The organism is Mycobacterium liflandii (assembly GCF_022354805.1).
Lineage (GTDB): Bacteria > Actinomycetota > Actinomycetes > Mycobacteriales > Mycobacteriaceae > Mycobacterium > Mycobacterium marinum.
In genome coordinates this window covers 152,427-165,739 of record NZ_CP023138.1, presented here as the reverse complement: position 1 = coordinate 165,739, position 13,313 = coordinate 152,427, and the positions used below count along the sequence as shown (strand labels likewise).

Annotated in this window: 13 protein-coding genes, 1 tRNA gene and 2 pseudogenes; 9 read left to right on the top strand and 7 right to left on the bottom strand. The window is 65.5% G+C overall.

Features of this window, described 5'->3' with window-relative positions; translation table 11 throughout:
• Position 1: 1 nt before the first annotated feature.
• Positions 2–897: pseudogene (locus CKW46_RS00855) on the bottom strand (STAS domain-containing protein).
• Positions 898–1,056: 159 nt separating this feature from the next.
• Between CKW46_RS00855 and CKW46_RS00850 the strand changes: the two are divergent.
• From CKW46_RS00850 to CKW46_RS00815, 8 genes and pseudogenes are all read left to right on the top strand, one after another.
• Positions 1,057–1,425: an STAS domain-containing protein gene (locus CKW46_RS00850; RefSeq protein ID WP_117437306.1), complete on the top strand. Its 369-nt coding sequence runs from the start codon at positions 1,057–1,059 to the stop codon at positions 1,423–1,425.
• A 71-nt stretch (positions 1,426–1,496) separates the two neighbouring features.
• A complete protein-coding gene (locus CKW46_RS00845; RefSeq protein ID WP_012396694.1) occupies positions 1,497–2,006 on the top strand; it encodes a DUF6328 family protein in 510 nt (169 codons plus the stop codon).
• Between the two features lie 353 nt (positions 2,007–2,359).
• A pseudogene (locus CKW46_RS00840) lies at positions 2,360–2,530 on the top strand (PAS and ANTAR domain-containing protein); the annotation flags it as partial.
• Positions 2,531–2,533: 3 nt separating this feature from the next.
• Entirely contained in the window at positions 2,534–2,896 is a 363-nt protein-coding gene (locus CKW46_RS00835; protein ID WP_499019353.1) for an ANTAR domain-containing protein, read from the top strand.
• A 251-nt stretch (positions 2,897–3,147) separates the two neighbouring features.
• Positions 3,148–3,297 carry a hypothetical protein gene (locus CKW46_RS00830; RefSeq protein WP_231991688.1) on the top strand — a complete coding sequence of 50 codons (150 nt, stop codon included), beginning with the start codon at positions 3,148–3,150 and terminating at the stop codon, positions 3,295–3,297.
• An 89-nt stretch (positions 3,298–3,386) separates the two neighbouring features.
• Complete coding sequence (locus CKW46_RS00825) at positions 3,387–3,698, top strand: DUF4193 domain-containing protein (RefSeq protein WP_012396691.1); 312 nt, start codon at positions 3,387–3,389, stop codon at positions 3,696–3,698.
• Between the two features lie 39 nt (positions 3,699–3,737).
• Positions 3,738–5,108 carry a cytochrome P450 gene (locus tag CKW46_RS00820; protein WP_482052663.1) on the top strand — a complete coding sequence of 457 codons (1,371 nt, stop codon included), beginning with the start codon at positions 3,738–3,740 and terminating at the stop codon, positions 5,106–5,108.
• Between the two features lie 70 nt (positions 5,109–5,178).
• A complete protein-coding gene (locus CKW46_RS00815; protein ID WP_020726850.1) occupies positions 5,179–5,430 on the top strand; it encodes a hypothetical protein in 252 nt (83 codons plus the stop codon).
• A gap of 36 nt (positions 5,431–5,466) precedes the next feature.
• Here the strand turns inward: CKW46_RS00815 and CKW46_RS00810 are convergent.
• The 4 genes from CKW46_RS00810 to ponA2 all read right to left on the bottom strand — a co-directional run bounded on the left by CKW46_RS00810 (position 5,467) and on the right by ponA2 (position 10,203).
• A tRNA-Pro gene (locus CKW46_RS00810) sits at positions 5,467–5,540 on the bottom strand.
• Between the two features lie 60 nt (positions 5,541–5,600).
• Positions 5,601–6,707, bottom strand: a complete 1,107-nt coding sequence (gene cds1 / locus CKW46_RS00805; RefSeq protein ID WP_012396688.1) for an L-cysteine desulfhydrase Cds1 — start codon at positions 6,705–6,707, stop codon at positions 5,601–5,603.
• Positions 6,704–7,717 carry a metallophosphoesterase gene (locus CKW46_RS00800; protein WP_015357503.1) on the bottom strand — a complete coding sequence of 338 codons (1,014 nt, stop codon included), beginning with the start codon at positions 7,715–7,717 and terminating at the stop codon, positions 6,704–6,706. The genes cds1 and CKW46_RS00800 overlap by 4 nt, the downstream gene beginning before the upstream one ends.
• 77 nt (positions 7,718–7,794) lie before the next feature.
• Positions 7,795–10,203: a transglycosylase/D,D-transpeptidase PonA2 gene (gene ponA2 / locus CKW46_RS00795; protein WP_015357502.1), complete on the bottom strand. Its 2,409-nt coding sequence runs from the start codon at positions 10,201–10,203 to the stop codon at positions 7,795–7,797.
• Positions 10,204–10,563: 360 nt separating this feature from the next.
• Between ponA2 and CKW46_RS00790 the strand changes: the two genes are divergently transcribed.
• Entirely contained in the window at positions 10,564–10,914 is a 351-nt protein-coding gene (locus CKW46_RS00790; RefSeq protein ID WP_117437279.1) for a WhiB family transcriptional regulator, read from the top strand.
• 147 nt (positions 10,915–11,061) lie between these two features.
• Here CKW46_RS00790 and bagB read toward each other — a convergent pair whose 3' ends face one another.
• Complete coding sequence (gene bagB, locus CKW46_RS00785; RefSeq protein WP_117437278.1) at positions 11,062–12,222, bottom strand: ATPase BagB; 1,161 nt, start codon at positions 12,220–12,222, stop codon at positions 11,062–11,064.
• Positions 12,219–13,241, bottom strand: a complete 1,023-nt coding sequence (gene bagA, locus CKW46_RS00780) for an ATPase BagA (protein WP_012396684.1) — start codon at positions 13,239–13,241, stop codon at positions 12,219–12,221. Before bagA ends, bagB begins: the two co-directional genes overlap by 4 nt.
• Positions 13,242–13,313: the final 72 nt, after the last annotated feature.

The window sequence follows — 13,313 nt, the reverse complement described above, 5'->3', positions numbered from 1 at the left end:
ACTAGTCGCCGGTGCGAGTGACTGCGTAGCCCAGCAGCCGCTCGGCTTCCTCTATTCCCCTTGTAAATCGCCCACGGCATTCATCTTCGAAAGGTCGAGTCCGATGGTCACCAGCGTCAGTGCGATCTCGGAGGACAAGCCGGTGATGATCACGTTCGCGCCCATCAATCCGGATGCGTCGACGGTTTGGACCAGGTGGTTGGCCACCGTCGAGTCGATGGCGGGCACCCCGGTCACGTCGATGACCACGACCTTGGCGCGGTTGGCCCGGATGGCCCGCAGCAGTTGCTCGGTGACCTGTCGGGCGCGCTGACTGTCCAGCACTCCGATGATCGGCAGAATCAGCAGTTGCTCGCGCACCTGCAGCACGGGCGTGGACAGCTCCCGGATCGCCTCCTGCTGCTGCCGGATGATGCGCTCACGCTCCTGCACGAAGCTCACCGCGACGGTGTTGGCGATGCGGTTGGCCGCCGGTTCGTAAGCGTCCAGAACTCGGCTGAGCACCTCGAAGTCCGTCTGATACTTCTCGAACAGCGAGCGGGCCAGCACGTCGCGCAGCAACAGGACGATGCCGACGACCTCATCGGTTTCCACGCCCCTGGGAATGATGCGTTCGGAGAGATCACGTGCGTAGGCCTGCAACGCCTCGACGCTTCCGGTCTCGAGCACCTCGACGTAGTTGTCGTACACCGCGGTCGCTTCGGAAAAGATCTCGTCGGGCGTCATCGCCGTGAGCAGCCGCGCCTCGGTGATGCTGCGGGCCCACTTCTCGCGCAACGCGGTTCGATTTTGCCGCAGATGCTCGACCAGCTGCGGCAGCAAACCTTCGCTAGACACGCCGATCGGCCCAGAGCTGGTACTGATGCTGCTGCTGAAGACGGACGGCGAATCTGACATTTGGCCTCCCAAGTGCCGCGCCGCGCTCCGCAGGGCGCTGATCATATGGCGAGACTAGCCTGGAGGCCGCTGTGGAACGCGTTGAGGTCTTCTGCTTCTCGCAGTTCGTGAGGCAGGTTAGGCTTGCAGCACACCGAAGGCTCGGACAAAGGACCGCCATTGTCAGCTCCCGATTCGATCACCGCCGTGGTCACCGATCACGATGGAGTCACCGTGCTCAGTATCGGCGGCGAAATTGATTTGGTTACTGCTCCGGCCCTCGAAGAAGCCATCGGCGCTGTCGTTGCCGATAACCCGACGGCGCTGGTCATCGACCTTTCCGGGATGGAGTTCCTCGGCTCGGTGGGGCTGAAGATCCTGGCCGCGACCTACGAGAAGCTCGGCACTGCGGCCGAGTTCGGCGTGGTCGCGCAGGGGCCCGCGACCAGGCGGCCGATTCACCTGACCGGTCTGGACAAGACTTTCCCGCTCTACCCCGCCCTCGATGACGCATTGACCGGCGTGCGGGACGGCAAGCTCAACCGCTAGCGCCTGCTTTTCGCTTCGGCTACTCGCGTTTTCGGGCACCGAGGGTTCCCTCAGGTGCGATGATCACGAACATGGATGTCGATCATCCGGAACGAGATCAACGCTGGGATTACCGTCGGCGGCGGGAAACCGAACTGGAACGGCTCGACCGCAACTGGACCAGCCTGCTGCAGGAGCTGCGGGTGGTGCAGACCGGGGTTCAGCTGCTGACCGGGTTCCTGCTGATGCTGCCGTTCCAGCAGCGCTTCGAGGTTCTGGGGCTACACACGGTGTATTTGGCGACGGTGGCGTTCTCGGTGGGCGCGACGATCTTGTTGGTCGCCCCGGTGGGCATGCACCGGTTACTGTTCCGGCGACACCGTCTTGTGGTGCTGGTTTCGGCGGCACATCGCTGCGCCTATGCCGGGTTGGTCCTGCTGGGGCTGGCGTTGACCGGGGTTACCGCCCTCATCTTCGATGCGGTGTCAGGACGTACCGCGGCCATCATCGCCGGGTCGTGCGCGCTGGTACTTTTTGCGCTCTTCTGGGTGCTGGTCCCGCTGCTGCTGCGCACCCGCGACGTGCAGCTTCCCGACTACTGATCGTTTCCTTGCGTGTGAGTTGTCGCCTTGGTGGGTAATTTCCGGTTGAGCTACCGGTCTCAGGGGGAATAGAAGAAGCAAGGGCAAGATCCGGGGAACGGCCAGTTTGGGGCTTGGCTGGCCGAATGGAGAAGGGGGAGCGACCATCTGGGGCGCAGACGCCGGCGGGGCCGGAATGAAAAATGCGGAGGGCGCAGCAGTCCAGCGATGTGGGCCGCTGATGGCGCGCTCCGGAATGGATTGAGCCGGTGCGCGCGGGTACGTCGTTACGGTGGAATCGCTGGTCAAGGGTGGGGCGCTTCCGCTACATCGCTCGTGATGATCGCTGGGAATGGTCAGATGAGCTGGCTCGGATGCACGGCTATGAGCCGGGTCGGGTCAGGCCGACCGCCGATCTGCTGGTTGCGCACAAACATCCCGATGACAAAGCGGTCGTCGCTGAACTGGTAGACCAGGTGTGTCGTTATGGAAAGCCATGCAGCAATCGGTTTTGCAGTATCGATACGGGTGGCGTCGTACACATCGTCGTGGTGCTGGCGAATCCGCTCTATGACGGTCACGGGTCGCTGGCCGGCACTGCCGGGTTCTATGTCGACATCACCGAACAATATGAGGTCGACATGCAAAAGCGGTTGACCCAAGCGGTCACCGTGGTCAACGCCCGAAGGGCGGTCATCAATCAGGCCATCGGGATGCTGATGCATGAGTACCGGCTGGATGCCGAGTCCGCTTTCCAGGTGCTGGCCAAGTGGTCGCAGAAATCCAACACCAAGCTGCGGCTGTTGGCCGAGCGTGTCGTCGGCGACCCCGACGGGCGAAACGTGCTGCTCAACGAGGCCGCGGACACGGTCGGGGAACTGCTGCGCGCCGCCCGCAACGGGCATGGTTAACCTGTTGCAGTTCAGCGACATCACAGCCGGCGTATAGACCAGTCTCAGATTGGACTATGCGGCAATAGTGTCCATAGGATATATAAGCTGCCCGTCGATGTGCGCTGCCCATGGTCCGCGTTTGATCGTCCCTGCTGGGAGTGAGCATGATTTGCACCGGGAATAGCGTTGTGCGGGTTGATGACCGGCTGGAGCCGGCCCCCGGCGAGACCGCCACGAGCGTGTCGGGCTTGGTTGCGGCAGGTGTTTGGGTGATCGGCCTGGTGATCGGCCTGATCGCGTTGGGAATCGGGCAGGTGGGGATCGCGTCCACAACGCTCGGCGTTGCGATTGTGGCCCCCTGGCTCGGGCTGGCTGCGGCGTCGCGCAGCCGCCGCACTCCGGCGCGCGTACGCGCCTAGGTGTGGCCCGCGGCCGATCGGGGTACTGCATGTGCCACGGGTAATCACATCCGGTGTGTAGCCCGGTCACTCTGCAGGAAGGACCGCCGATGCCGGCCGCCAGCGATTACGATGCCCGCCGCATACCCGATTCCGACGCCGCCGATCCGTCCGGTCTGCGCGAGCTGGCACCCACTTTGCCGAGGTCGTCGACCGCGACCATCGATGCCGTCGACGACGACCCCAATGCGGCGCCCGTCTTCGAACCCCCGGGTGCGGATCTGTCCGGCGAGGAACTGTCGGTCGCGGTGATTCCGCAACGCAGCGACGAGTTCATCTGCTCATGCTGCTATTTGGTGCAGCATCGCAGCCGGTTGCGCAGTTCGATCGGTCAGCTCCCGGTCTGCGCCGACTGTGTGTGATTCTTGACCCCGCGGTAGGCGCCGTGTTGGGTCGTTAGGGTGCCTGCATCCGCTCCCTCGGCGCGCACACCGCCGGCTCTGCGCCGACCGCCCGGCCTACCTGCCCCGCGCCGCTTGCGTACGGTGTTCGCCGCCGCCTACGCGGTCGCATACCTGGTTGGTGGCGAGCGGCGAATGCTGCGATTGATCCGGCGCTACGGGCCGATCATGACGATGCCCATCCTGAGCCTGGGAGACGTGGCGATCGTCTCGGACCCGGCACTGGTCAAAGAAGTCTTCACCGCGCCGCCCGACGTGCTCCTGGGCGGTGAGGGAGTGGGACCCGCGGCGGCGATCTACGGGGCGGGTTCGATGTTCGTCCAGGAAGAGCCCGAACACCTGCGGCGGCGCAAGCTCCTGACGCCGCCACTGCACGGCACGGCGCTGGTCCGTTACATGCCGATCATCGAGGAGTCCACCCGCGCGGCGATGCGCGATTGGCCCGTCGATCGTCCCTTTGAGCTGCTTGGGGCGGCCCGGGCGCTGATGTTGGATGTGATCGTCAAGGTCATCTTCGGTGTCGACGATCCCGACGAGGTGCGGCGGCTGGGCCGGCCTTTCGAACGCCTCCTGGACCTTGGGGTTTCCGAGCAACTGACCGTCCGCTATGCGCTGCGCCGAGCGGGAGCGTTGCGGGTATGGCCACAGCGGGCGCGCGCCTACCGGGAGATCGAGGACGTCGTCATGCCGCTGATCGCGCAGCGGCGCAGTGACCTTGGCCGCACCGAACAGCGCGACATCCTGGGGCTGCTGATCAGCGCCCGGGGCGATGACGGTGAGCAACTGTCTGACCAAGAGATACGTGACGACCTCATCACGTTGATGCTGGCGGGCCACGAAACCACCGCGACGACGCTGGCATGGGTTTTCGACCTGCTGCTACACCATCCCGATGCGCTGCGGCGCGTCCAGGAGGAGGCCGAGGGCGGCACGGAAACCTTCACCACCGCGGTGATCAACGAGACGCTGCGGGTCCGGCCGCCAGCCCCTTTCACGGCCCGCGTTGCCGCGCGCCCGTTCCGGCTCGGGGGCTACCTCATCGACCCCGGCACCCGAATCGTCGTCCACATGATCGCAATCAACCGCAACCCCGACGTGTATGAGCAGCCGAACCAGTTTCGTCCCGAGCGGTTTCTGGGCACGCGGCCGCAAACCTATGCCTGGGTTCCGTTCGGCGGGGGCACCAAACGCTGTCTGGGCGCCGCTTTCTCCATGCGGGAGTTGGTGACCGTGCTGCACGTGTTGTTGCGGGAGGGGCAGTTCACGGCCGTTGACGAGGCGCCCGAGCGCATCGTGCGGCGCTCCATCATGCTGGCCCCCCGCCACGGCACCCGAGTGCGCTTCCGGCCCCGGCTCCAAGAATCCTTTTAGAACCCTCCAAGCGCGGGCCCCGAGTCTGGTGACAGCAACGGAACCGTCCGCCATGAAGGGAACAGCAGCCATGACCACCATCGACCTGCAGTCCGCATCCGCTTCGCCGGCGGCGCCGGTCCGCGAGACGAACGTCTATGCTTCGGCCGCGCTGGCTTTCGGCATGGTCGGTGCGGTCGTTTTGAGCGTCATCTGCGCGATCGCCGCGCTGGTCGACAGCAAGAAATCGGATCAGGGCCGAGCCGAGGCGATCGCCGGCCTGGTCATGTCGGCAGGCTGGGTCGCGGTGCTATTCGCACTGGCCCACTGGCATGTCGTCTAGTGGCTAAGAGCCGAGACAGACCTGCGATGACCTGAGTCGGGGTGGCGGGATTCGAACCCACGGCCTCTTCGTCCCGAACGAAGCGCGCTACCAAGCTGCGCCACACCCCGCTTGAAGCCACGACAGCCTATCGCACCGGCCCACCAACTCACTAAACAGCTGGCCAGAGGCTAGTTCCAGGCGCACGAGCGCTCGAACTCGACCAAGGCCTGGGCCGGATCGGTCGGATCCAGCCCCTGAGCGCTGACCCATTCGTCGTTGAAATAGGTCTCGGCGTAGCGATCGCCACTGTCGGCGAGCAAGGTGACCACCGAGCCGCTGCGGCCGTCGGCGACCATCTCGGCCAGCAGGCCGAACGCGCCCCACAGATTGGTGCCCGTGGACGGACCCACCCGACGGCCCAGAACGGCGCTCACGTGGCGTGCTGCCGCGATTGAGGCGGCATCGGGGACAGAGACCATACAGTCGACCACACCGGGCAGAAACGACGGCTCAACACGCGGGCGGCCGATGCCCTCGATCCGAGAAGACTTGGGCATCACGATGTCGTAGCGGTCCTCGGCGTAGGCGGGGAAGAACGCGGAATTCTCCGGGTCCACCACGCACAGTCGGGTCGTGTGCCGGCGGTAGCGGATGTAGCGCCCGATCGTCGCGCTGGTGCCGCCGGTGCCCGCCCCCACCACGATCCATTCCGGAATGGGGTGCTGCTCCTCGCCCATTTGGGCGAAGATCGACTCGGCGATGTTGTTGTTGCCGCGCCAGTCGGTGGCACGCTCGGCGTTGGTGAACTGGTCCAGGTAGTGGCCGCCGGTTTCCTTGGCGACCCGCTCGGCCTCGGCGTAGACCTGGCTGGAGTTCTCCACGAAATGGCACCGGCCGCCTTGAGCCTCGATCAGCGCAATCTTGGAGGCGCTGGTCGCGGCCGGCATCACGGCGACGAACGGCAGACCCAGCAGGGCCGCGAAATACGCCTCGGAGACGGCCGTGGAACCCGAGGACGCCTCGACGACCGTGGTGCCCTCGCCGATCCAGCCGTTGCACAACGCGTACAGGAACAGCGACCGAGCCAGCCGGTGTTTGAGGCTGCCGGTGATGTGAGTCGTCTCGTCCTTGAGATACAACTCGACGTTCGCGTCGTTGCTCCACGCCGAGGGCAGCGGGTAGCGCAGCAGGTGTGTGTCGGCGCTGCGGCGGGCGTCTGCCTCGATCAGCCGGACAGCATTGTCCGTCCAATCCCGGGCCAGACTGCGGACCGCAACGCGAGCCTGCCCGCTCAACGGATCGACATGGTTGGTTGGGAGCGGTCCAGGTTGCTGCTGGAATCTCGGCCGCCCATCGGGGCGGCGATCAGCGTCAGCAGGGTCGCCTCGGGTCGGCAGCAGAAGCGAACCGGGGCAAACGGGGACGTGCCGATCCCGGCCGAGACGTGTAGGCGCATGTTCGCGCCCCACTGGGATGCGCCCTTGGCCCGGGTGCGATCCAGCCCGCAGTTGGTTACCAGGGCCCCGTAGAACGGCAGGCACAGCTGCCCGCCGTGGGTGTGGCCCGCCATCACCAGCTGGTAGCCGTCGGCGGCGAAGCGGTCCAGCACCCGGGGCTCCGGAGAGTGGGTGAGCCCCAGCCGCAGGTTGGCGGCCGGGCTCGCCGGGCCCGCGATCGCGTCGTAGCGGTCCCGATTGATGTGCGGGTCATCCACCCCCGCCGCCGCGATGTGCAGGCCGGCCACCTCGAACTCGCGCCGGGTGTGGGTGAGGTCGAGCCAGCCGCGCTCGGTGAACGCCGCGCGCAGATCCTGCCAGGGCAGGGGTTCGCCGCGAACCCGGTGGCCGGGGTTGATCAAGTAGTTCGCGGGGTTCTTCAGGCGCGGCCCGAAGTAGTCGTTGCTGCCGAAAACGAACACCCCCGGCCGGGACAGCAGGTCGCCCAGGGTTTGCACGACCGCGGGCACCGCCTTGGGGTGGGCCAGGTTGTCTCCGGTGTTGACCACCAGATCGGGCTCCCAGCTGGCCAGCTCGCGCAACCAGGCTTGTTTGCGTCGCTGGTTGGGCAGCATATGAAGGTCACTGAGGTGCAGCACGCGCAGCGGCGTGGAGCCCGGGCTCAGGACCGGCATCGTGACCTCGCGCAGCACGAACACGTTGCGTTCGATGAGCGAGGCATAGCCGATCCCGGCGACCGTCGTGCCGAGTGCTACGGCACTGCCGCGCAGTAGGACGGATGCGGCCCGATGCCGGCCGCTAAGCGGCCCGGGGAGCAGCTTGGTGATCGGTGGTTGGGCATAAGCCATGCAGGCAGGATACTGCCGGTTGCCGACTGCTCGCTCGTGCCGCCACCAGATCCCCCGGGGAGGCCCTCGGGAGGCCCTTAGGGAGGCGGCGGTGCCAGCAGCGGAATCGTGATCGGCGGCAAGCCGGGAATCTCCACGACCTGCGACCCGACCGGGGGCGGCGGTTCACCTTCCGGCGGCGGCGGTGCCGGCGGGATGCCGTTGCTGATTTGGATCGTGATGATCGACCCGGGGATGGTCTGGCCGCTCGGGGAGGTGCCGACCACCTCGCCGTATCGGGCGCTGCTGTTGACCGCGTTGGGTTGATCGGCGACCTGGAATCCCGCCTCCTTGAGGCGCTGGCGTGCCTGGTCCACGTCCAGACCCGCCACGCTGGGTACCCGAGAGCCGGGCGCGCCGTCCACATAGCGCGGATCGGTGGGCGGCAGCTGCACCTCGCCGAAGTCGGTGGCGATCGGCTTCAGCGCGGTGAACCAGGTACGGGCCGGCTCGTTGCCGCCGTACAGGTCGCCGTTGCCGCAATGGCGCAGCGGCCCCGAACACAGATCCGTCGGATTGGTCGAGTCGTCGTAGATGTAGTTCGCGGCCGCGTACCGGTTGGTGAAGCCGACGAATCCGGCCGACCGGTGGGCCTCGGTGGTGCCGGTCTTACCGGACACCGGCAGGCTCCAGCCGGCCGCGCCGGCCGAACCCGACGCCGTGCCGCCGCCCACCGCGTCCTTGCTCATCGCGTTGGCCAGCGTGTTGGCCAGGCCCTCGGGCACCACCTGGTCACATGTTTCGGTGGTGACGGCAACCTCGTTGCCGTTGCGGTCGATCAGCTTGTCGACCGGGTTGGGTGGGCACCACACGCCACCCGAGGCCAAGGTGGCCGCGACGTTGGACAGTTCCAGCGCGTTGACCTCGATCGGGCCCAGGGTGAAGGAACCGATGTTCTGGCGCTTGACGAAGTCGGCCAGACTCTCGTTGCTGTCCGGGTTGTAGTCGCGGGCGGTGCCGGGATTGGCGTAGGAGCGCAGTCCGAGCTTGATGGCCATGTCCACGGTGCGCGACACACCGACCTGCGAGATTAGCTTGGCGAAGGCGGTGTTGGGCGAGGTGGCCAGCGCGTCGGTCACGCTCATGGAACCTCGGTAGTTACCGGCGTTGATCACGCACCAGGTGTCCTTGGGGCAGCCCTTGGCCCCACCGCTGCCCAGGCCCTTGCCCTGGAACCGGCCCGGTACGTCGAGTTGGGCATTGATGCCCATGCCCATGTCCAGGGCGGCGGCCGTGGTGAAGATCTTGAAGATCGACCCGGCGCCATCGCCGACCAGGGAGAACGGCTGCGGTCGCATGGTTTCGCCGGCGTTGATGTCCAGGCCGTACTTACGGTTGCTGGCCATCGCGAGCACCTGGTGAGACTCCTTGCCAGGCTTGATGACGCTCATCACGCTGGAGATGCCGGGCAGGGTCGGGCTGGCGAACTTGTCGATGGCCGCCTTGACCGGGACCTGGACGTCGGGGTCCAGCGTGGTGCGGATCAGGTAGCCGCCCCTGGCCAGCTGTTCCTTACTGATTCCGGCGCGCGATAGGTACTCCTGGACGTAATCGCAGAAGAAGGCGCGATCGCCCGCGGCGATGCAGCCCCGGGGCAGCTCATTGGGTTGCGGCAGGATCCCCAGCGGCTCGGCCTTGGCGGCGCGCAGTGCGTCGGCCTCCGACGGGATGTTCTGGATCATGGTGTCGAGGACCAGGTTGCGCCGTGCCAGCGCACCGTCGGGGTTGGTGTAGGGATTGAGCGTGCTGGTGGACTGCACCATGCCCGCCAGCAGCGCGGATTGCTGCCAGTTCAGCTCCGAAGCGTTGATGCCGAAGTAGGTCTGGGCCGCGTCCTGCACGCCGAATGAGTTGTTCCCGAAGGACACCAGATTCAGGTAGCGGGTCAGGATCTCGGGCTTGGTGAAGGTCTTGTCGAGGGTGAGGGCCATGCGGATCTCGCGCAGCTTGCGCGCCGGGGTGGTTTCGACGGCCGCCCGCTTCTCGGCGTCGGTCTGGGCCGTCACCAACAACTGGTAGTTCTTGATGTACTGCTGCTCGATCGTGGACCCACCCCGGGTGTCGAGGTCGCCCGAGGCGTAGCCGGCCAACCCGGTCAGGGTGCCTTTCCAGTCGACGCCGTTGTGTTCGGCGAAGCGCTTGTCCTCGATCGAGACGATCGCCAGCTTCATGGTGTTGGCGATCTTGTCGCTGGGGACCTCGAAGCGGCGTTGCGAATACAGCCACGCGATCGTGTTGCCCTTCGCGTCGACCATGGTCGATACCGCGGGGACTTCGCCCTGCAGCAGCTGCGCCGACCCGTTGGCCACTACTTCGGAGGCCCGGTTGGACATCAGACCGATGCCGCCGGCAAAGGGAAACATCAGCGCCGCGGCGACGATGCTGGCGAGCAGACAGAACCCTGAGAGCTTGAGCAGGGTGAGTGCGGCCGGGGGACGCTCGGACATGCGTACTACAGTAGCGGCCCCCTTGTCACGCCTCCGCGCCGCGCGATCGAAAAAAACTTTTTGCCCGAGGTGGGCCGGCGTGTCGCCGGGGGGAGAGCCAATATTTGCGCTCGCGTCACAGGTCAGGGGCAAAAACGGGGACCAAGGCGGACTGTTTCCCCCGGCCGATTGGCACAACTCGGGACGATCGTCCCAAAAAATCCGTTATCGGACTGTTGCGCAATTGCCAGCTGACCACCTAACTTATATACGCAGTGAGATTCAGGTAACACCGATGTGGACAGTGTGTCGTTTGTCGCAACATCGGCTGGTACCCGAGGTGGGCGGTCGCGTAAGCGGCTGGGAGGAAGGGATCAGCTCGTGTCGGGAATTCGTCCTGTTGATGGAAGGGCAAACCTAACGTCGGCTCAGAACCTACTGAGCACTGGCGAGGCTGAAGAACGGATCAACTGGGTATCAAAGGCGCTCTGCCGGGCTACCGACCCGGACGAACTCTTTGTTCGTGGTGCCGCACAGCGCAAGGCCGCGGTGATTTGCCGGCACTGCCCGGTGATGCAGGAATGCGGCGCCGACGCGCTCGACAACAAGGTCGAGTTCGGCGTCTGGGGCGGCATGACCGAGCGGCAACGCCGGGCGCTGCTCAAGCAGCATCCCGAGGTGGTCTCGTGGTCGGACTACTTCGAGAAGCGCAAGCGCCGCAACGTCGGATAGAGCGCACGTGACCGGGGGTCAGCGCAACGGCGGGCAGTCCCTTCCTGATTACTTTTTTGTTACACGCGCCGGTTGGATGCACTCTAATTGTCTTGTGCCCAATAGGAACTGGCGTGTGCCCAATTGGCCCGACCGTCGCGGTCGGTCCTAACGGGCTGGCGTAGCGCCCCCGCCATTGCCGGCGGCGGTGATCTGATCGGCGAGTGCGCGCAGGGCGTCCAAGTCGGAAACGTCGAATGGCAGCGACGGCACGCCGATGATCGGCACATGCGGATTGGCCCCGGTGAATCGGGACAGCAACCGAATCTCGCGCTTGGCTGTCTGTGCCCGGTCGGCGTGGATGCGCAGCACCGCCGCCGTCAGCGCGGCCGTCTCCGAATCGGCGTGCTCCTCGTCCAAAGTTTCGGTTGCGTCGATGGCCCGTTCGACCGGCAGCCCGCACAGGGTCGGATGGGTGCGGTTCAACACCAGTCCGGCCAGCGGCATGCTTTCTTCCGAGAGTCGGTCCACAAAGAACGACGCCTCGCGCAGCGCGTCGGGTTCGGCCGCCGACACCACCACAAACTGGGTGCCGCGGCGCTTCAGCAGGGCGTAGGTCCGGTCGGCCTTCTCCCGAAAGCCGCCAAAGGTCGCATCCAGTGACTGCACAAAATCGGCCGCATCGCCGAGCATCCTCGAACCGAGCACCGCCGACATGGCCTTCATGGCCAGGCCCATCACGCCCGTCACCAAGCGGCCAATGCCTCGGCCGGGAGCGAGCAGTAGCCGCCACAGGCGGCTGTCCATGAAGCTGCCCAGGCGCTTGGGTGCATCCAGGAAATCAAGAGCATTGCGCGACGGCGGGGTGTCCACCACCACCAGGTCCCACCGGTCCTGGGCCAGCAGCTGTCCCAGCTTTTCCATTGCCATGTATTCCTGCGTGCCGGCAAGGGACGTAGCGACGGTTTGATAGAACTGGTTATCCAGAATCGATTGTGCCCGTTCGGATCCGGAGTACTGGATCACCATTTCGTCGAACGTTCGGCGCATGTCGAGCATCATCGCGTGCAGCTCACCGGAGACCTCGGGGGCCAACGGCACTCGTTGGGGCACGTTGCCGAGATCATTGACGCCCAGCGCCTGTGCCAGTCGCTTGGCGGGGTCGATGGTCAGGACGACCACGGTGCGGCCATATTCGGCCGCTCGCAACGCGATCGCCGCAGCGGTGGTGGTCTTGCCGACGCCTCCGGCCCCGCAGCACACCACCACACGGTTGGCGGTGTCGGCCAAGATGGCCGCCATGTCAAGAGTTTTCGGCACGCTACTCATCGAACCCCCTGCTGTGCAAGTGATTCCGAAAGCTCGTACAAGCTGCCCAAGTCGACTCCATCGGAGATTGTCGGTAGTTCCAGTCGCGCCACTTGCAGGGCGTCGAGTTGCTGCGCCGTCTCGGCACGCGCGGTGATTCGGGTCGCGTGTTCGATGGTTTCGGTCAGCAGCCCGGCGAAATCGGCATCCGCGAGCTCAATTCCGGCCATTGCCAGCCCGGACCGCACCGAGTCCGCGTCAACGTCTCCCTCGGCGGCCTTGGCGAGGTCCCCGGGATCCAGATAGGCCGGAATATTTCGGTTCACGATCACGCTGCCGATCGGCAATTCCATCTCGGCCAGTTCTTCGATGGCTTCCAGCGTCTCCTGCACGGGCAGCGCTTCCAGCAGGGTCACCAAATGGATGGCGGTCTGGTCGGAGTGCAGCAGGTTCACCACGCCCTCGGCCTGCGAATGCACCGGCCCGCCCTTGGCCAGGTCGGAGACGGCCTTGGTGACGTCGAGGAAGCGCGCGATCCGGCCGGTCGGGGGCGAATCGACAACGATCGCGTCATAGACCGGCAGCCTGTTTTTGTCGACGCGGACCACCGTCTCTTTGATCTTTCCGGTGAGTAGCACGTCACGCAGGCCGGGTGCGATCGTGGTGGCGAATTCGATGGCACCGATCCGGCGCATTGCCCGGCCCGCGATGCCCAGGTTGTAGAACATCTCGAGGTACTCCAGGAAGGCGGCCTCGATGTCAATCGCCAGTGCATTGACCTGACCGCCACGTTCGGCGGTCGCGATCTTGACTTCTTGGTATGGCAGCGGCGGAACGTCGAAGAGCTGCGCAATGCCTTGGCGCCCTTCGACTTCGACGAGAAGGACCTTGCGGCCCCCCGCTGCTAGGGTAAGTGCGAGAGCCGCCGCGATCGTGGACTTTCCGGTGCCGCCCTTGCCGGTTACAAAGTGCAAGCGGGCCTTCGACAAGCGCGATGGCCACCCGACGGAACCGCTGCCGCTAGATGTGTTTGCCACCATCGCATGCTAGCCCTACCGGCCCGTATGGGAACCGGCCTGGCCGAAGGTTTTCAAGTTCGACCGATAAGCTCG

Bases quoted from the DNA above. Each gene is read 5' to 3' on its own strand.
- CKW46_RS00845 (WP_012396694.1), top strand. From the start codon at position 1,497: ATGGATGTCGATCATCCGGAACGAGATCAACGCTGGGATTACCGTCGG.
- CKW46_RS00825 (WP_012396691.1), top strand. From the start codon at position 3,387: ATGCCGGCCGCCAGCGATTACGATGCCCGCCGCATACCCGATTCCGAC.
- CKW46_RS00815 (WP_020726850.1), top strand. From the start codon at position 5,179: ATGACCACCATCGACCTGCAGTCCGCATCCGCTTCGCCGGCGGCGCCG.
- CKW46_RS00800 (WP_015357503.1), bottom strand. From the start codon at position 7,717: ATGGCTTATGCCCAACCACCGATCACCAAGCTGCTCCCCGGGCCGCTT.
- ponA2 (WP_015357502.1), bottom strand. From the start codon at position 10,203: ATGTCCGAGCGTCCCCCGGCCGCACTCACCCTGCTCAAGCTCTCAGGG.
- bagB (WP_117437278.1), bottom strand. From the start codon at position 12,222: ATGAGTAGCGTGCCGAAAACTCTTGACATGGCGGCCATCTTGGCCGAC.
- bagA (WP_012396684.1), bottom strand. From the start codon at position 13,241: ATGGTGGCAAACACATCTAGCGGCAGCGGTTCCGTCGGGTGGCCATCG.